Source organism: Pseudarthrobacter sp. PvP004, assembly GCF_017876035.1.
In the GTDB taxonomy this organism is placed as follows: domain Bacteria; phylum Actinomycetota; class Actinomycetes; order Actinomycetales; family Micrococcaceae; genus Arthrobacter; species Arthrobacter aurescens_A.
Genome location: NZ_JAGINL010000001.1, coordinates 3214421 through 3231359 on the forward strand (window position 1 = coordinate 3214421; position 16939 = coordinate 3231359).

15 protein-coding genes are annotated in these 16939 nt (G+C 61.9%); 5 read left to right on the forward strand and 10 right to left on the reverse strand.

The window, feature by feature from the left end; all coding sequences use genetic code 11:
• Window positions 1–16 precede the first annotated feature (16 nt).
• On the forward strand, window positions 17–676 hold the full coding sequence (locus tag J3A64_RS14410) for a hypothetical protein (RefSeq protein WP_210064626.1): 660 nt from the start codon (window positions 17–19) through the stop codon (window positions 674–676).
• 20 nt (window positions 677–696) lie between these two features.
• Here the strand turns inward: J3A64_RS14410 and J3A64_RS14415 are convergent, their stop codons facing one another.
• Window positions 697–1248 carry an O-acetyl-ADP-ribose deacetylase gene (locus tag J3A64_RS14415; protein ID WP_210064627.1) on the reverse strand — a complete coding sequence of 184 codons (552 nt, stop codon included), beginning with the start codon at window positions 1246–1248 and terminating at the stop codon, window positions 697–699.
• A 54-nt stretch (window positions 1249–1302) separates the two neighbouring features.
• On the opposite strand from J3A64_RS14415, the gene J3A64_RS14420 reads away from it, so the two are divergent.
• The gene (locus J3A64_RS14420) at window positions 1303–1947 is read left to right on the forward strand and encodes a DedA family protein (RefSeq protein ID WP_011773515.1); all 645 of its coding nucleotides are present in this window, start codon (window positions 1303–1305) and stop codon (window positions 1945–1947) included.
• Window positions 1948–1969: 22 nt separating this feature from the next.
• Here J3A64_RS14420 and J3A64_RS14425 read toward each other — a convergent pair whose 3' ends face one another.
• The 7 genes from J3A64_RS14425 to J3A64_RS14455 all read right to left on the reverse strand — a co-directional run bounded on the left by J3A64_RS14425 (window position 1970) and on the right by J3A64_RS14455 (window position 11395).
• Window positions 1970–2275 carry a hypothetical protein gene (locus tag J3A64_RS14425; RefSeq protein WP_011773514.1) on the reverse strand — a complete coding sequence of 102 codons (306 nt, stop codon included), beginning with the start codon at window positions 2273–2275 and terminating at the stop codon, window positions 1970–1972.
• A 105-nt stretch (window positions 2276–2380) separates the two neighbouring features.
• Window positions 2381–5179 (reverse strand): phosphoenolpyruvate carboxylase, encoded by a 2799-nt coding sequence (gene ppc / locus J3A64_RS14430; RefSeq protein ID WP_210064628.1) that lies wholly within the window; start codon window positions 5177–5179, stop codon window positions 2381–2383.
• 228 nt (window positions 5180–5407) lie between these two features.
• Window positions 5408–6523 carry a hypothetical protein gene (locus J3A64_RS14435; protein WP_307807200.1) on the reverse strand — a complete coding sequence of 372 codons (1116 nt, stop codon included), beginning with the start codon at window positions 6521–6523 and terminating at the stop codon, window positions 5408–5410.
• A complete protein-coding gene (locus tag J3A64_RS14440; RefSeq protein WP_210064630.1) occupies window positions 6520–7815 on the reverse strand; it encodes a glycosyltransferase family 2 protein in 1296 nt (431 codons plus the stop codon). The genes J3A64_RS14435 and J3A64_RS14440 overlap by 4 nt, the downstream gene beginning before the upstream one ends.
• Window positions 7812–8723, reverse strand: a complete 912-nt coding sequence (locus tag J3A64_RS14445; protein ID WP_210064631.1) for an ATP-grasp domain-containing protein — start codon at window positions 8721–8723, stop codon at window positions 7812–7814. Before J3A64_RS14445 ends, J3A64_RS14440 begins: the two co-directional genes overlap by 4 nt.
• Window positions 8723–9637: a PIG-L deacetylase family protein gene (locus tag J3A64_RS14450; protein ID WP_238324501.1), complete on the reverse strand. Its 915-nt coding sequence runs from the start codon at window positions 9635–9637 to the stop codon at window positions 8723–8725. Before J3A64_RS14450 ends, J3A64_RS14445 begins: the two co-directional genes overlap by 1 nt.
• A gap of 114 nt (window positions 9638–9751) precedes the next feature.
• Complete coding sequence (locus tag J3A64_RS14455) at window positions 9752–11395, reverse strand: sigma-70 family RNA polymerase sigma factor (protein WP_210064633.1); 1644 nt, start codon at window positions 11393–11395, stop codon at window positions 9752–9754.
• 347 nt (window positions 11396–11742) lie between these two features.
• On the opposite strand from J3A64_RS14455, the gene J3A64_RS14460 reads away from it, so the two are divergent.
• The gene (locus J3A64_RS14460) at window positions 11743–12366 is read left to right on the forward strand and encodes a hypothetical protein (RefSeq protein WP_143711601.1); all 624 of its coding nucleotides are present in this window, start codon (window positions 11743–11745) and stop codon (window positions 12364–12366) included.
• Window positions 12367–12626: 260 nt separating this feature from the next.
• A complete protein-coding gene (locus J3A64_RS14465) occupies window positions 12627–13454 on the forward strand; it encodes a DUF1684 domain-containing protein (RefSeq protein WP_210064635.1) in 828 nt (275 codons plus the stop codon).
• 26 nt (window positions 13455–13480) lie between these two features.
• On the opposite strand, the gene J3A64_RS14470 is transcribed toward J3A64_RS14465, so the two are convergent.
• Together J3A64_RS14470 and J3A64_RS14475 are read right to left on the reverse strand one after the other, a co-directional pair.
• Window positions 13481–14788: an acyl-CoA dehydrogenase family protein gene (locus J3A64_RS14470; protein ID WP_286176341.1), complete on the reverse strand. Its 1308-nt coding sequence runs from the start codon at window positions 14786–14788 to the stop codon at window positions 13481–13483.
• Window positions 14785–15579 carry an SDR family NAD(P)-dependent oxidoreductase gene (locus J3A64_RS14475; protein ID WP_014920753.1) on the reverse strand — a complete coding sequence of 265 codons (795 nt, stop codon included), beginning with the start codon at window positions 15577–15579 and terminating at the stop codon, window positions 14785–14787. Before J3A64_RS14475 ends, J3A64_RS14470 begins: the two co-directional genes overlap by 4 nt.
• Before the next feature lie 135 nt (window positions 15580–15714).
• Here J3A64_RS14475 and J3A64_RS14480 point away from each other — a divergent pair, with 135 nt between their 5' ends.
• On the forward strand, window positions 15715–16887 hold the full coding sequence (locus J3A64_RS14480; RefSeq protein ID WP_210064639.1) for a glycoside hydrolase family 76 protein: 1173 nt from the start codon (window positions 15715–15717) through the stop codon (window positions 16885–16887).
• Window positions 16888–16939: the final 52 nt, after the last annotated feature.

The window sequence follows — 16939 nt, forward strand, 5'->3', positions numbered from 1 at the left end:
GAACGCGGGAGTTCCGATGCAACAATTCACTGAAATACCGGGCGACAGGGCCGCTTCGGTCCTCGCCTACTCTGCAGCCGCCGTGGGCGTGGCGGGCGTCCTGACACTCGGGGCCATGTACGCCGTGGAAGTCCCCAGGGGCGGCCCCTTCGTCTTTGGTGCAATCAACGACGCCACCGGAGCCGTGTTCAACGTGCTGGTCATCCCCGTGATCATGCAGGTCCACAAACGGCTCCCCAAAGCACCGTGGACTGAGCCGCTGAAATGGGTAACAGTGGCAGCTTGCGCGGCCGGGGCCACGAGCTCGGCATTGCTTGTACTCAAGGTCCTGGACTTTGAGCCATCAACTGCAGTTTCCGTGGCGGCCATCGTGATCCAAGGGGTCTGGTTCCTCATGGCCAACAACAAGCTTCTCCACGTTGAGGACTACCCGAAAGTGCTCGCGAAGCTTGGCCGGTTCATCGGCGGAGCACTTTTGCTCGGGCTTCCCGTTGCCGGCCTCGGTTTCCTCCTTCCCGGGCCCGAGTGGCTCCGTTACGCGGTGATGGGAGTGGGTTTCATTGCCGGGGCGTCGTCGTGGGCAGCGTGGCCGTACTGGTACTTCAAAGCAGGTAGGTTCCTTGGGCACAAGCGGGCGGCTGAGGCGCCACGGGGTGCCAGCCCGGAACCGGCGTGACGCCTGCGCGCCGCAACACCTCAGGCCCCCGGTGAGGAATCCAACGCAGCCCGGAAGACCGCCGTCGTCTCTTCCGAAAACAGCACGAACTCCACCAACTCAAGCCCACGTTCTGAAGCGGCACTCACGGAGGACGACGACGAAAACGACCCCACGGCGTCGAACGCTACTTCCGCCACCTGACGGGAGTCCCAACCGTAAATTCCGGCGCTGATCGCAGGGAAGGCGAGGGATCGGGCACCAAGCCCGGCCGCCACCTTCAGGCTTTCCCGGAAGCACGAGGCAAGCAGCGCCGGATCGGTTTGACCCGCATGCCGGTTGGGACCCACGGTGTGGATCACCCAGTGCGCGGGGAGCCGGAAGGCAGGGGTCGCGACGGCGGCGCCCACCGGAAGTCCCTCCGGCAGTTCCGTCCGACGCAACTCGCGGCAGGCCTCAAGCAGTTCCGATCCAGCCGCCCTGTGGATGGCACCGTCCACTCCCCCTCCACCGAGCAAGGACGAGTTGGCGGCGTTGACAATCGCGTCCACGGAACGCGTAGTGATGTCGCCGTGCAGAATGTCGATTCGCATGCGGTCAGTCTCGCGCCGGAGCGGCGGGCGCGGCAAGTGCGGTACCTTGTGCCCATGGACTTCATCACCCCCGAAACGTGGGGATCCGCGATTTACCTGTGGATCGTCCCTATCGTGCTGGGTGATGCCATCTTCCCGCCCATTCCCTCCGAGATGGTGGTGATCACCGGCGGGGCACTTGCAGCCGACGGCCATGCAAATTTCTGGCTCGTCCTGTTCTTGGCTGCGTTCGCATCCTGGCTGGGCGACATGGCCGTGTTTATGCTGTTCAAACGCCGTATTAGCCACGTTTTGGACCGGTGGTCCTGGGGCCGCCGCATCCATCGCGGAATCCACGAGGCCATTGCCAAAGCCGGCCGCTCCTCAACGTACGGCGCCATCATCGGCGCCCGCTTCATTCCGGGAGGCAGGCTCGCCACCTCATCCGCGGCAGGCATCGCCAATGTTTCGGCACGCGGGTTCAGCCTGTGTGCCGGCCTGGGCGCTGTGCTGTGGGCCGTATGGCAAGTGGGCCTGGGCTATTTCACGGGCTCAACCACCAAGCTTCCCTTCTGGGCCAGTTCCCTGATCGGTGTGGGGCTCGGCTTGGTCATCGGCGTGGTGGTGGGGCTGATCGTCACGCGCCGCCGCGGAAGCCGGTCACCCGTGGACGAACCTTACGACGCCGACAAGCCCGACGACGTTCCGCAGCCCGAGTAGCGCCGGCGTCATGGAGCGGCGTTTAGACCGGCGACCAACGGCCACGGCTGCGGCGCAACACGTAAAGGCTGCCGGTCACCGCTACGCGCTCGACGGCGTCACGCATCATGGCTGCCGACGTCCGGGCTTCGTCGTTCTCGCCTGAGTAGTCGCGGTCGCCTACAGTGAAGCGGAGGCTGATCTGCGGGACGCCGCCCACGATGTCGAGCTGGTTCGATTCGACGTGGTGGCGGGTTTCCAGCGCTTCCACCGCTGCGGCCATCACCGATTCGGGTGCGTTGCCCGGTTTGAGGCCAGTGATTTTCAACTTGGTCTGGAACGACGGCATCCCACTACCCTAACGCTCTCTCACATCCCACGCCCTTGGACGGATCCCTCTCTCACCGGGTGAGAGAGGGATCCGGGGAAACCCGAGGGATGTGAGAGAGGGTTGCTAGCCGGTATTGCGCAGGCCGGCGGCTACGCCGTTGACGGTGATGAGCATGGCCCGCTGGAGGCGCTCGTCGATCTCGCCCCCGGACAGCTGCTCCTCGCGCACGCGGCGAAGGAGCTCCACTTGCAGATAGCTGATCGGATCCAGGTATTGGTCGCGGATTTCGAGTGAACGCTTGAGCGTAGGCTGGGCGTCCAGCAACTCCATCTCACCCGTCAGCCGTTCGATCTCGGCAACGGTGAGCTCGTACTCGTCACGAATCATGTGGAACAAGCGGTGCAGTTCCTCGGGGACCAGGGACGAAACGTAATGACCGGCAATTTCCATGTCCGTCTTGGCCAAGGTCATCTCCACGTTGGAGATGACTGACCGGAAGAAGTGCCAGCGGTCCATCATCTCCAGCAACTGATCCGTGTCGCCGGCTTCCCGCGCAGCCTTCAAACCGGAGCCCACTCCGAACCAGCCGGGAACGATCTGGCGTGACTGAGTCCAGCCGAAAACCCACGGAATGGCCCGCAGGCCGCCAAGTCCCGCACCGGAATCCGGACGCTTGGAGGGCCGCGAACCGATATTCAATGAACCCAGCTGCTCCACAGGTGTGGACGCCAGGAAGTACGCCGGAAGCTGGGGGTCGTCAATCAGCGTGCGGTAGCGGGCGAACGCTGCATCCGAGATGGTTTCCATGACATTGGCATAGCGCTCACGTTCATCATCCGATGTACGCGGAGTGCGGTGCAGCGCCGAGCCCTGCATCACGGCGGCCAGGGAGAGCTCCAGGTTTTCGCGGGCCAGCTCGGGGAGGGAGTACTTATCCGAGATGACCTCACCCTGCTCGGTGAACTTGATCTCACCTTCCAGCACGCCGTTCGGTTGAGCCATGATGGCATCGTAGGTGGGTCCGCCACCGCGGCCAACGGATCCACCGCGGCCGTGGAAGAGACGAACGCGGACGCCGTGCTTGGCCGCCACATCGCGCAACTTGCGCTGGGTCTTGTGGATCTCCCACTGGCTGGTCATCACGCCGGATTCCTTATTGGAATCGGAGTAACCCAGCATGACCTCCTGGATGTCTCCGCGGAGGCGGACAAGTTCCCGGTAGGACGGATCGGACAGCAACTGGTCCACAATCTCAGCCGAGGCCCGGAGTTCCTCCACCGTTTCCAATAGCGGAGCGAACCCGATCTTGGCATGGGGCTTGCCGCTGAAGAGGTCGATCAGACCGGCCTCGCGGGCAAGGACTGCTGCGGCCAAGACATCATCGGCGCCGCGGGTCATGGAAATGATGTAGGTTTCCACGACATCCGGGCCATAGGTGTGCAGGGCCTGGCGGATACTCCGGAAGACGTCATATGTGCCGTCCGCAGTGCCTTCAAGCTTGATCGGGTGGCCGGAGAGCGGGCGGCGGGAAGCCAGCTCGGCCCCCAGGAAGGTGAAGCGTTCCTCACGCGTCAATTCGCCGTAAGGCTTTTCGGTGCCGAGCCTGTCCACGAGTTGCCCTACGGCATCGTGGTGGTAATCGGCGTGTTCACGGATGTCCAAGGTTGCCAGGTGCAGACCAAAGGCAGCGATTGCCCGGCGGACGCGGGCCAGGGCGCCGTCTGCCACCAGTCCAGCGGAATGGTTCCGCAACGAGGCTTCAAGCAGTCCAAACTCCGCCAGCAACTCAGGAGTGGTTGCGTAGTCGCGGCCCGGCTCGTGATAAGTCGAAGCTGAAATGCGGCGACCGGTGTTAATGAGCTTGGCCTTGATGCAGGTCAGCTTGAGCCTGTAGGGCTCCTGCGCGTTCAGTTCAAGGATGCGTTTGTCCAGTCCGGGGAGGTTCTTGAGGTCCGCGGTGATCGAATCCAGCAGCTCTTGGTCGGCCCCAAAAAGAGCCGTTGAGTTGGAAAGTACCGAGATGAGTTCGTCGATGAGGGCAATGCTGATGCGGACAGCATTCTGGTTCTGCAACTGCAGGATTTCCTTGGTGACAGCAGCAGTAACGTTCGGGTTGCCGTCGCGGTCGCCACCGATCCACGAACCAAACTTCAGCGGTGCGGCGGCGGCAGGGAGTGTGACACCATGCTCGGCCAGAAGTTCCGAAAGGTCCGTCAGCATTTCCGGCATGGCGTCAGTCAGAATGCTGTTCAGGTAGTAGATGGCATTCCGGGCCTCATCCACAGGAGTGGGGCGTACTTGGCGGAGCTCGTCGGTCTGCCACATTTGGTCGATGATTTCAGCGAGTTGCCGGTCCTGACGGCGCCGCGCGGAGGTCCCCTCAGCCGTGGGCTCAGCAAGGACGTCCGAAAGTTTGCGGACCTTGTCCAACACAGAACGACGTGAAGCCTCGGTGGGGTGCGCCGTGAAAATGGGGCGGACGTCGAGTCCGTTGATCACATCCTGCAGAACCTGGGGTCCCGCCTGGCCCGCTATCTCTGAGACCGCCTTCGCCAGCCAACCGTCTTTTTCCTGGCGGGTGCGCAGTCCACGGACGCGATGTACTTGCTCCGCCGCGTTGCTGAGGTGGAAGTAAAACGCAAAGGCACGAACCAGGTCAGTCGCCTGGTCCAGCGGCAGGGAGGCGAGCAACTCGCGAACCTGGGCAACGACGTCGTGCGCGCTCCACGGGCCGGTGGCATCCGCGCCGCCCCGTGCGGCTTCCTTGGACTCCTTGGTCAGCAAGCGAACTTGCTCCACGAGTTGGAGCAATTCCGGACCGTGTTGTCGTACCAAGGACTCGCCGAGAAGTGTGGAAACCCGGCGTACGTCGGCACGCAGTTCGGCAGCGAGATCGGTGTCTTGATGGGCAGTGTGAACCATTGATACTTACCTTTGGGATCTGGTGTGGCCCGTACACTGCGCTGGATACTGTGAGCCGGATTACTAATGTTTCCTACGGGATCTTACCCGCACAGAACTCAACAAAAGAATGCGTCTCAGATTTTGGCGTCACCGTCCGGGCGGGAATGACCTTGAAGGACAACCTTTCCGCCCAACAGCCCCATGCGGTCAGCGTACGCCAGCTAAAAGCCGACGCCTACCCCTCCATTACCTGGCCCAGGCCTCTTTGAGGACGTCCCAGTGCTGGCCTTCCATGAGACTCGCCGGTGTTACGGACACTGACGTCGCCCCGCCGAGGACAGCATCCCGCAGTGCGGTGGCTAATTCCCCGGCTGATATCCGGCCATCATTGCCCCAGAGCCCCACGGACAAGGAAATGCGCGAGCCTGCCCTGCGGTTCATTGCTTCCGCCAATTCCTTGGTTTGCGGCGAACTCTCACTGTTCAGTCCCACATATTCCCAAACATGAAGCCGATCCGCCTGCTTAAGCAGGAGATCGTAGTCATGTCCGCTGTCCGCCCGGTCCAGTGAGGGTGATTCACGCGGTGCGCGCACGTCCATATCGAGTTTGACGCCATAAGGTTCGACGGCGGTCCGCACCTTCAGGACGATGTCCGCCATAGCCTCACTGCGCCAGCCGCTGATACTCGCGTCCGACGCATCGATCGAACCATCGTTCTTTCTCGGCCAATCCTTGGCTCCCGTGGTGGCTTTGAAGTCGATGAGATCCTCTTCACCGAAAGTGAAGTCATCGAACATCAGCTCCGTCAGATTGACCGCCGTGGGCCGGTATCTACCGGCGATCACCGCCGCAAGGGAGGCCAACCGGGAGCCGGCTTTTCCATGCCGCAAGGACGACACACTGGCAAAGGTTGAGGACGCTGCTCCGGACGTGTCCCGCCCGGCAAGTGCCGGTTCCGCGGTGAGCGCGCGGTCCAGCAGAGCATCTATGGTGAGGACAACATCGCGTTTCCTTCCATCCTCCGCGAACTCCAACGCCGAAATTGACTCGGCCACGTAGTCCCGACCGGTCCGAGCAACCTCACTGGATTCCGTCTCGGTTTGGCCCTGCAAAGGGAAAGCCGTCCAGTCCGTGCGTCCTACTGCGAGCGATACCGCTGTTGCATCAACCGAGTCCAAGCGCTCGGCGAGTCCGGTCAAGTACAAGGGGTCGCTGTTGACCACATCTTCGAAACCCAGATTGACCATGCGGTCCGCGGGACGATTCTTCGGTTCCACCGCGCAGGCGGACGTCAGAAGGAGCGACATCACAAAGGCAATGGCCAACGTTAGGGACGCTGCAGTACCCGGGACGCCCTTCACGCGTGCGCTTCCTGCCGTTGTGACACATCAGTGGAAGTCACAGAATGCGTGGCAGTCACAGACTTGATGCCTGTCCGCTGCAACTTGTTCCAACGGGCCGGACTGCCACGGATTTCTTTCACTATTGCGCTGGCCAGGGCCAAGCCCACAAACACCGAGTAAAAGGGCCACAGTGGCAGCGTCCACAGGAATCGCAGATCCCGCCATGAGCGGTTCAGGCCAACGGAGAAGACGATCAGCGCCAATGACACAAAGACCCCGAGCCAGCCGAGGATTGCGAGGACTTCAGCTGGGACGGGTCCCATGCCTGCCGCGTACAGGAACGGTAGTAGAGCCAGGACGACGAGTTGCAGAATAGGGATCAACACCATGGTGATGGCGTTGAAAACCAGGAACGCTCCGAACATTCCGTAGCGGCGGCTCCCGAGCATTCCGCTGTGCAACCTCAGCGTCTGGAGCAGCCCTCGCGACCAGCGGACCCGCTGACGCCACAAGCCACCCATGGTGGAGGGAGACTCGGCGTACACGAGTGCTTTGGGCTGGAATCGAACCCGGTATCCGGCTTTGTAGACCCGCCATGTCAGCTCAAGGTCTTCCCCGAGCGTGTCCTCGTGGAACCCTCCCAGCTCCCGGACCAAATCGCTGCGAAAGGCGCCAATGTTTCCGGAAACAATGGGCAGGCAATTCATGAGGGATAGAGCCCTACGGACCAATCCCGTACCCACGTGGCTCAGGATCGCAAGCATCATGGTCTGCAGGCGATCGAGGTTGACCGGCCGGTCATCGCCGCACACTGCGCCCACTTTCGGATCGTCAAAACCCTCCAGCATGTGTATCAACGTGTCTGGAGCAAAGACTCCATCGGCGTCCACAAACATCAGAATGTCCCCGAGGGCTGCTGCAATCCCACAATTCAAAGCGGCGCCCTTGCCCGCGTTGGCCTGCGAAAGGAACCGCACCCGGTCATACTGCTGCGCCAAGCCTTCCATGATGGAGGCGGTCTCATCCGTGGAGCCGTCATCCACCAGAATGACTTCCAGGCGCAAGTACCGGCTGGCCAAAATGGACTCAACACAGCCGGTGATCACCACGGCCTCGTTGTAGCCCGGGACAATCACCGACACCAAAGGCCTATCGCTCAACACGGAATACCGATGCCGGGCACAGATGGAGCGGTAAAGCCAGTCGAAATACAACGCCATGGGAACATAGACGATTTTGGCCATGCCAAAACCGAGAATCACCAAACCGCCAACGTACACCACCACCAACGCCACGCTCGGGAACGTCACACAAGCCGTCCCGGAACATAGCGGCGGAGTGCGTGGTCCAGAAGCTCCGGTGCATGGGCACTGTTCGCTCCAAACCTTGCGTTGACCTCCAGCACCACGGGCTTTCCGTCCGGCATGCGACGGACATCCACGTCAATGGGGCCCGTCAATCCGAGGGCTGCCGTCGCTGCCCGGGCCACGTGGGCTACGTCGGCGGCCATGGACAACTCCACTTTCCTGACGGAGACGGCGTTGCCTACGCGCCCTTCCTTGAGCTCGGTTTTCTCCAGCACCACCACAAGACCGTCGTCCCCGGTTGCAAGCTCACCGCGGAAGACCACCGGCGCGTACTCTGTTCCGGGCGCGAAGCGTTGCACGATCCAAGAGTCATCCAGGGAAGCCCAAATCCGTGCAGCGTTTCGTCCCCCGTCAGCGGTTCGTTCCAGAATTTGGACCCCGCGTCCACCCCTGGAAACCCTCGGCTTTACCACCAGCGCCCCGCCAAAGCGGGCCATGGCCTCACTAACCGAAGCGAATTCTCCGGGCAGCCCAAAACCAGGCACGGCGACGCCTGCAGTATCCAGGCAACGCATGGTGAGGTATTTGTCATTGGCAATACGCACTGGAGCTGGATCAGCAATAAGGACTTCGACGCCCGGGGCGAAGTCTTCCCGTGCCTCAGCTACGAGAACAAGCTCATCGCTGACGGTGGGCACCAGGAGTTCGATGCCGTGATTGGCCACAAGCCCGCGCAACTCCCACAGGTAGCCGGCAGAACTTGCGGGGGACACCAACGACACAATGTCCGCTGCTGACGCCGGAACCTCCTGCATATCGACACCCAGAACCCAGTGGCCCAAGCCCCTTAACTGCCGGGCGAGTGAAAGCCCGGCCGGTCCCCCAACCCCGGTTACAAGAATCCGCGCCATCAGAATTCCCCTACGGCTGAACCGAGTAACCGAACGGGCTCGAAACCCTCGGCGTAGGAAGTCTTCACCTGTTCACCCCGGAAAGCCGCGAGACTGCGGACCTTTTCGGCGCTCATGTACGGCTTCCCCTTCTGGTTCCTGTGCATGGCGACAGCCCGAATTTTGACGTCCAGATATCCTGCGATGTCCACGAAGACAGTGGGATCAAACTGGCGCGTGGACGAGGGACTCTCAAAGCACAGGATGGAGGAGTGGCGCCGGGCCGCCCGCATGGTGGCACTATGAACCGCCTGGTGGTCCTGGTGGTAATCGTTACGGGAATGGGTTATGACCACATCAGGCCGGAATTCCTCAATGAAGGCCTCGATCGCGGTGACCATTTCCTGTCCATGCTCGGACAAATAGGTGTCCTGGAAGTTGTGGATCTGGACAGCGGATGCTCCCATGAAGTCCGAACCCGCAGTAGCTTCTGTCACCCGTACAGCACTGTTTCCGCCTTTGCTGCCTGCGCTCATCACCATGGTCCGGACTTCGTGGCCGGCGTCCGACAGTTTTGCGAGGGTAGCCCCGCAGGCCAGCTCCAGATCATCAGGGTGTGCGCCAATAGCGAGCACCTTCCGAGGCTGAGTGGCCACACCGTGGCGAATGCGGAACGTGGGGGCAACGAGGCACGCGCCGATCATGCCTACCCCGGCGAGCAGTACCAAAACCCTAAGCCAGGAATGATCCTTTGGATCAGCTGCGAAGCCCACTGAGGCCATCAGCAGGACGCCGCCCAAAGCTGCCAATGTACCCCGCAGGCGATGCGGCCACCTGTACCTGCGGACGAACCAGTTTCGACCAGTCGGGAGCACTGTCCAGACCATAACCAGGAGCCCCGGCAAACCAGCAACGGCAAACAACGTTGCGTTCATAATTCCTTCAAGATGGAGTTGAGATGTGTGCGGCTTCCGGATTTCCCAGGCACCGCCGTTGACTAAGTGGGCGGGGCAGCAGGATCGTGACGCAGACCCTGCCACGAATTGGGCTCAGTACCGGTACGCGAAGTCGCCTTGGACAAGACCTTTCCCACTCAAGGAATAGTTGAAGACGCCGCCGTCCCTGGAGCGTACGGATTCCGCGGTCACATGAAAGTGGAGGCTGCCTCGCTGCACCGATTCCGTGAGGCACATGACGACGGACTGCCCCTCCATGGAACACTCCCACCCGTCGGGCGCACGCAGTGAGCTCTCCACAATGCGCGCATGCCTTCCTACCGAAAACACAACCTTGCCGCTGCCCAAGGGGCCGGTGCCGGAGGCATTGAAGTCGATTTCCATGGCGGTACCGCTGGAGCTACTTCTCTCACGGATCTCCCGCACGGTGCCCGAGACCTTTGCCGGGACGGCCGCTGACGAACCGGTAGGAGCGGCCGGCGCGGGGGGCTTTGCTGGCGGCGAAACGGGGGCAGGAGTCGTAGCTATCGGCTGAGGCAACGCCTTCGGCGGCGACGGCAAGGACTCTGCCGGGGCCGGCACGGGAAGAGGCTCAACCGGCTCCGGGGCCGGCGCGGGAAGAGGCTCAACCGGCTCCGGGGCCGGCACGGGAAGAGGCTCAACGGGGGGCGGCACGGGTGCGGCAGGCAGCGGCTGAGTCTGTGCCGACGGTGCTGGGTCCGGAGCCTCGGTCTGACTTGGCGACGGGGAGGCCAGCCTTAAGTCGCTTTCGATTCGCGCTGCGGATGTCTCAACTGTCTGCTGTTCTGCAAATATCTCCGGAGCCAGTCCCTCAGCTAATCCCCCTGCCCCCAGCATCAGGCCAACCCCTGCCGCTGCAAAGAGAGCCATAACGGCTGGCTGCGCCAAAGCAGGGACTGCGAGGGCTACTTTGGCCGGGACCATCCCGCTAAGGAAACCGAGCGCAGCGCCTTTACCCGCCCACATAGCCAAGGGGATTCCCGTCACCAGGGGCAGCAGTACCGCCCGCATGCTTCCCTGAACGTCTTCGAGTTCCGTAAGCGCGGCCGTACATGTGGAACAGCTATCCAGGTGATTGCGAACCATGCGTTCAGTAGCGCTGGGTAGCCCACCCCTGAGGAAGCTGCCAAGCTTGGACGCGAATTCGGCGCACCTGCCCGTCTGGTTCGCGAGATGACTTTGGAGGTATTGGCGTCGTAGGCCCTCACGCGCACGGACAGCGAGTGCAGAAACGGCGTTGGGGGTCACCCCAAGAATCGGTGCCACGGCTGCAGGTTTCATGCGTTCGACGTCCATGTACCAGAGAACAGCCTGCCACCGTTCCGGCAAGGCGCGGAACGCCTTGGCCACTGTGCGTGACTCGAAAGCGCTGATGACGGCGTCTGATTCGACCAGTGCTTCGTCCAAAACAGGATCATCACCGCTGAGCAGGATTTTGTTTGATTTTCGATTGCGTTGATGGGATAGCCGGGTGACTATGGACAGCAAGTACGCCCTGAAGAAGGCACGCGGTCCCTTTCCCCCTACGATGCTTTGCAGAACGGATTGAAAAGCCTCAGCCACAACATCCTCGGCGTCGCTCGGATTGTCGACATTCCGTTTGGCAATGGAGGACGCAATGGACAGGTGACGTTTATAGAGTCCATCGAAGGCAGATATGTCTCCGCCTCTCACCAGCTCAATGAGGTGTTGATCGCTGTCAACTTCACCCTCCATGTTTACGTTGCGGCCCGTATGTGCCCCGTGCGCCATTTATGGCATCCCGAAACTGTGAGTAATCCTGCCCATATTTATGGAGTGAGGGCAGACAGCAAGTCGTGACGCGGTTTATACAATGTGTTGAACCAAGACGCCAAAAGACTTCTTTGACAGGCGATCCCGGAGCATCTTCGTCACGAAACAACGCTGCTATGCACTGTTCGGATATGACATCGTTCCGGAGAAAATCACTCGCAGATTGCACGTTCTCGCGGCACCCTTTGCTGCGAAAATGGCAGGACACCAGCTATCAGGCAGGTTGGCGGTTTCGTGCGGATTGGTTCCTGCCGGAAGTTGGGACTGTGGTGGCTTCCCTCGCGAAGAGCGCGGTGATCCCAGGGCCCACAGCCAAGTCGCTTGGCGCTGCCCGTGCCAGGAATGGTGTCGGCATCACTGAGACCATGGCTGACTTCCGTGCTCTCTTCGCTGCCGCAGGGAAGAATGTGGACGTCGAAGCTCTGCAGTCCCTGGCAGAAGGGTGGGCGGAAGCCATGGAAACGGCGCCCCCGGTTTCGTGTACGGATGTCTACACGGGGTTGGCTACCCAGGCCCATTTCCGGCGTCGTCTCCACGAGATCTCAACATTTGGATCCGAACGGCCCGGGACGGTGGTTCTGGCCATCATCTCGATGGCCGGCCCCCGCAACAGTTTGAACCACTCCTGGACGCTGCTGGCACGTATCGGAGAAGCCGTCAATGGCCAGCTGGATGGAACCGGAGCAATGGCTATGTACCAAAACTCGGCCATCCATGTCCTTTTCCCCCTCAGCGAGAGCAACATATCCCGGGTCATCGAGTGCAAGATCGCTGTGGAAGCCCTGGGTGATGGCGCCCTCAGCCCCGCTCGCACCAAGTTCTATCCGCTTCCGTCGGCGGCGCCTGCCACCACCACAACGGCGCCACGGGATTCTTCCTGCGAAAGGCAATAGGCAAAGCTGCGCGACAGCGTCACGAACCGCACAGCGCGAACACTCACTACCAACCGGCATTCGCTGGCAAGGCACCCAGCGCCTGCCTGCTCGTGCCGTCCGTCAAACCCGGCTCGCGCTGGCATGTGTTGAAGGGCCAGCGCGAGCCGTACCACTGAACACCCCGTGAGGTTTCCGGGATTCGGGGAATTACGGCGTCCAGCGCATAGTTGAGCCAAGTGCAACACCGAGATCTGACGTGAACACAGCCGAGGAGAACCATGAGCTCGCCCACCACCACAATCGATCCCCAACTCGCCCGTTGGGAACGGTTCCGTGCCGGTCGAAATGCGGCCCTGGCCACCGAGCACGGCTGGTTGACGCTCACGTCCTTCCAGTGGCTTGAGGCTCAACCGTCCAAGGTTGAACTTGTTCCGGGCCTCTGGTCCACTGATGGCACCACGGCTTTCCTCACGGCGAGCGCCGCGGACGGGCTCACCTTGGTGGAGACAGGACAGGTTGTTGAGGGGACCATTACGGCGACACTGCAGGACGAAGAGTCGCTGATGTGGGTGCAGTTTGGAGGCGACGACGGCAAGCAAGTTGTGGTGGAACTTGCCATGCGTGCGGACAAGTACGCGGTTCGCACCCGCGACAACAGCTCCCCCGTGTTGACTGGGTTCGAGGGTGTCCCCACCTATGCGTACAGCCCTGCTTGGGTTATCGAGGGCCGGTTCGAACCTTACGCTGAGCCCATGGACGTACCCATCGGCACGGCCAACCCCTTGGTGGACGGTGTCCACAGGTCCGTGGGCGAGGTGGTGTTCCGGGCACCGGGCGTTCCCCACGAAATCCGGCTGCACGCGGAAGAGGAGAAGCTGGGCGCGCTTAACGTCACTTTCCACGATGAGACCAACGGTGACACCACGGATGAATGGCGGAAGGTGTTCATCCCCAGGCCTCGCCCCGACGGGTCCGTGGTGATCGATTTCAACCGTGCCATCAACTACCCCAGTGCCTTCACTCCCTATGGCACCTGCCCCATGCCTGTTCGGGGCAATTCAGTCGAAGTGCGGGTGGAGGCCGGAGAGAAACTTCCGCAGGGCTAGCACCCGGACCGTACAGCCAGGGCGGTCTAGGTGATGGCTGAAACCCCCGTTACGGCGCGGCCAACGATCAGCGAGTTGATTTCGTAGGAGCCTTCGTACGTATAGATGGCCTCGGCGTCGGCGAAGATTTTAGCGATGCGGTAATCGGTGACGATTCCGTTCCCGCCCAGGATTGACCGGCCCAACGCCACAGTTTCCCGCATCCTTGCGCTGCAGTAGGCCTTGGCGAGCGCCACCTGTGCCATGTCGGCGCCTCCGTGACGGACCCCCTGGGCGTCCGTGAAAATGTCCTCCTGCAGTTGCGCTATCCGAACCATCATCCCCATGCTGGCCACCGCGTTTCCGAGCATGTCCACCAGGTGTTGCTGGATGAGCTGGAATTTGGCCAGTGGCTTGCCGAACTGCATGCGCTCGACGGCGTACTGCCGGGCGACGTCGAAGGCTGCCAGTTGTTGACCCACTGCCTGCCAGGCGACCATGATGCGTGATCCACGGAGTAGGTGGTTGGTGTCGGCGAAACTGCTGATGCCGGCGAAGCGATCTGCCTCAGCTACCTCGACGTCAGCAAAGACGATGTCGGCGTTCTGCACCGTCCGCAGGGCTATCTTGTTCTCGATGCGGCTGCGGGTGATGCCCGGCAGGGATGCGTCAACGATGAAGGCACGCACTGCGCCGTCTTTTTCGTCCTTGGCCCACACCAACATGTAGTCGCAGAACGTCCCGTTTCCAATCCAGCGTTTGGCACCGTTGATCACCCAGTAATCGCCGCCGTCGGAATCTGCCCGCTCAACACGGCGGGCAGTGGTCTCCATCCCGCCGGCGACGTCCGATCCGTGGTTGGGTTCTGTGAGCGCGAAGGCTCCGGTGGTGCGGAGATTGGAGGCGTCGTCGAGGTAGCGGTCCTGTTGGACGTCGCTGCCGAAGTCGTAGAGGGACTCCACGAAGAGATCGTGGTGGACCATGAAGAACGTTGCGATGGAAGTATCAACGCGTGTCATCTCTGCGATCACCAGTCCGGCAAACAGGTGTGTATACCCACGCTGTGCCGGCGCACTGAGCCGGAGGGCAGCAAGCTTGGGGAGAATGTGTTCCGGGAACTCTGCCTTCTCCCACCATTGCCCGGCGTGCGGGGCAATCTCGGAGGCAAGGAATGCCCGGAGTTCGTTGAGTTTCCGCTGTTCCTGAACGCTGAGCAGCGATTCGAAGTCGAAGAAGTCAGCCGTAGGAAGGTCAGCCACGGACGGCGGAACGGACCCAACGGACCCAGCCGGAACGGGCCCGGACGGAACGGAACCAGAGGGAAATCCCGGAGAGCCGCTGTAGTCGCCCATCATTTGAGCCCCATACGGATGGCGCCATCGAGTCGGATGGTTTCCCCGTTGAGCATGGCGTTTTCCACGATGTGGGCCGCCAGGTTTGCATATTCCGCGGCGCGGCCAAGGCGTGCTGGATGCGGGACCTGCTGGCCAAGGGAGTCCTGGGCTGACTGGGGAAGTCCGGCCATCATGGGCGTTTCAAAGATGCCGGGTGCAATGGTGGCCACCCGGATCAGTGAACGGGCAAACTCCCGCGCCAAGGGGAGTGTCATGGCCGCCACCGCACCTTTGGATGCGGCGTAGGCAGGCTGGCCGATCTGGCCTTCGAAGGCAGCCACGGACGCGGTGTTGATGATGACGCCGCGTTCGGGCCCGCCCAGTTCCGTTGAGACAGGCTCGGTTTCCGCCATGGCTGCTGCGGCCAAGCGGATGACGTTGAAGGTGCCCACGAGGTTGATCTGTATGACCTTGTTGAAGGTCTCCAGCGGCAGTACGCCTTCGCGGCCCAGAACTTTCCCGGGGGTCGCGATTCCGGCGCAATTGACCACAATGCGCAGTGGCCCCAAAGCCATGGCGGCGTGGACGGCGGCCTGGACCTGGGACTCGTTGGTGACGTCCGCGGGAGCAAAGACCGCGCGTGCCTCACCGGAACCTGCCGCATTCAGCTCGGCGGCATAGGCGTCCCCGGCAGATTGTGGCAGATCCACCAGCACCACCGAGGCCCCGGCGTCGAACAAGCGTTTGGCGGTAGCCGCCCCCAGCCCTGATGCCCCGCCGGTAACCAGCGCGACTGTGCCCTTGATGTCCATTCATCCTCCTTGATGCAGACCCAAATCCGTTAATGCATGTTAACTGGAATTGTGGTCCAGCGCACATGGAATTGTGGTCCAGCGCACACTACCGGCTTCGATAGGCCAATTCCCCGGCCCCGCTAGGCTAATGACATGTCCAGCCAGATCGAGCCGACCGGGAAGCCGGCCCCCTCCAGAGACGCCACCGAATGGGCGTCGCGCGCCAATCAGGCGGCCCGCTCAGTGACCCGAAGCTTCGGTAGGCGACTGCTCTTCCTGCCAGGGACCCACATCGGCGCCGTGAGTCTGCCCAGCAACACCCTCAAGAGCATCTCCGGCCCTTGGCACTATTGGTGGCAAGCGCACTACGTCGATTGCCTGGTGGACGCCGGCCGCCGTGAACTCGCGAGCAAAACAAAGTTCGACGGCGCCTCCCGCCCTAGTGCCGGCCGGCTCGCTTCACGGCTGGTCACCACTATCCGGTTGCGGAATCTGCTGCGTTTCGTGAACGACTACTACGACGATATGGCGTGGCTGGCCCTCGCCACGCTGCGCTTGGAGAAGCTGGCGGAGGAGACCAAGAAGCCTGGTCGCCGGCGCAACGCGTACGTCCAAAAGAGCCTGACGCTGCAGTTCGATTCGGCCTCTACCGACCACCTTGGTGGCGGCACCTTTTGGAGCACCAAGCGCGACTTCAAGAACACACCCGCTACTGCCCCCGTGGCCCTCTATTATGCGCGGACAGGCCACCAAGAGCGCGCGCAATCACTGGTGACCTGGCTCAACAACAAACTCCTCCACCCGGAACGCGGCGTGTACTTGGATGGTTTGCGAATCAGCAACGGCAAAACAGAGCTGGATGCGGCCATCTACACCTACAACCAGGGCCCGGTCCTGGGTGCGCTGCTGGAACTGGGCGGTGAGGACAATCTGCGCAGAGCCGCCCTGCTTGTGGACGCCGTGGAACGCGAACTGACGCTTCCCGGCACGCAGGTGGTCCGCGGTGACGGCACAGGAGATGGCGGCCTCTTCACCGGCATCCTGCTCCGCTACCTCGCGCTGGCTGCAAGGGACGCCAGACTCCCGGCGACAACGCGAGAGACGGCCACGTCCTTGGTGCGCAGCACGGCCGATGCCTTGTGGACCGGCCGCCGCGAGAACCAGAACCAGGCCACGTCCCGCCGCGGAACTCCTGCCATCGTCTTCTCATTCGACCCCCAGCGACCGGCGAGCGAAATGTATCCGGTGGGGGCCGCCGTCGAGCTTTCCACGCAGCTTCAAGCCTGGATGGCACTGGAAGCCGCCGCGAGCATTCCAAGCAATTAAGACACGCAATACTTCTAGTGATCCTCGTCACTTATTGCCGTTTCATCTTCAA

Coding starts and splice junctions, on each gene's coding strand:
- J3A64_RS14410 (WP_210064626.1), top strand. CDS start 17: ATGCAACAATTCACTGAAATACCGGGCGACAGGGCCGCTTCGGTCCTC.
- J3A64_RS14415 (WP_210064627.1), bottom strand. CDS start 1,248: ATGCGAATCGACATTCTGCACGGCGACATCACTACGCGTTCCGTGGAC.
- J3A64_RS14420 (WP_011773515.1), top strand. CDS start 1,303: ATGGACTTCATCACCCCCGAAACGTGGGGATCCGCGATTTACCTGTGG.
- J3A64_RS14425 (WP_011773514.1), bottom strand. CDS start 2,275: ATGCCGTCGTTCCAGACCAAGTTGAAAATCACTGGCCTCAAACCGGGC.
- ppc (WP_210064628.1), bottom strand. CDS start 5,179: ATGGTTCACACTGCCCATCAAGACACCGATCTCGCTGCCGAACTGCGT.
- J3A64_RS14445 (WP_210064631.1), bottom strand. CDS start 8,723: ATGGCGCGGATTCTTGTAACCGGGGTTGGGGGACCGGCCGGGCTTTCA.
- J3A64_RS14450 (WP_238324501.1), bottom strand. CDS start 9,637: ATGAACGCAACGTTGTTTGCCGTTGCTGGTTTGCCGGGGCTCCTGGTT.
- J3A64_RS14455 (WP_210064633.1), bottom strand. CDS start 11,395: ATGGAGGGTGAAGTTGACAGCGATCAACACCTCATTGAGCTGGTGAGA.
- J3A64_RS14465 (WP_210064635.1), top strand. CDS start 12,627: ATGAGCTCGCCCACCACCACAATCGATCCCCAACTCGCCCGTTGGGAA.
- J3A64_RS14470 (WP_286176341.1), bottom strand. CDS start 14,788: ATGATGGGCGACTACAGCGGCTCTCCGGGATTTCCCTCTGGTTCCGTT.
- J3A64_RS14475 (WP_014920753.1), bottom strand. CDS start 15,579: ATGGACATCAAGGGCACAGTCGCGCTGGTTACCGGCGGGGCATCAGGG.
- J3A64_RS14480 (WP_210064639.1), top strand. CDS start 15,715: ATGTCCAGCCAGATCGAGCCGACCGGGAAGCCGGCCCCCTCCAGAGAC.